The 336-nt window shown below is 58.9% G+C and carries 1 pseudogene; it reads right to left on the bottom strand.

Annotated elements, in window-relative coordinates:
- Positions 1-336, bottom strand: a pseudogene (locus AACY52_RS31845) (IS4 family transposase); the annotation flags it as partial.

Here is a 336-nt window from a genome sequence, read left to right as displayed (position 1 = left end):
GTCGATAAGGGCTCAGCTGAGCATCCAGTATCAGGTGCGAACGAACATTCATCAGCGCCACCAGACGCAGCATTGGAAAAGGTGTCTGGCGTTCGGTCGGCGTATTTCCAGAGCCGAAATGATCGCGCAACTCGGGCGTGTCCGGGGTGCGTAGCAGTGCACCGTCCACGGCAAACACTTGCAGGTCCTGCCACGTATCATCGGTGTACCGCTCGGAGCCCCATTGAGTGCCGGTTTTGCGAAATAGCCACTCGACAGGATCTGAACCGAGCCGCTTGCGGGCTTCTGTTACACCGCTACGAGCCAGCAGATGATCGGTTGCCAAGCCTTGGGCGC

Source organism: Pseudomonas sp. EA_65y_Pfl1_P113 (assembly GCF_963970525.1).
In the GTDB taxonomy this organism is placed as follows: Bacteria; Pseudomonadota; Gammaproteobacteria; order Pseudomonadales; family Pseudomonadaceae; genus Aquipseudomonas; species Aquipseudomonas tritici.
The sequence above is the reverse complement of the archived record's forward strand: the minus strand, read 5'-3'. Positions and strand labels throughout refer to the sequence as shown.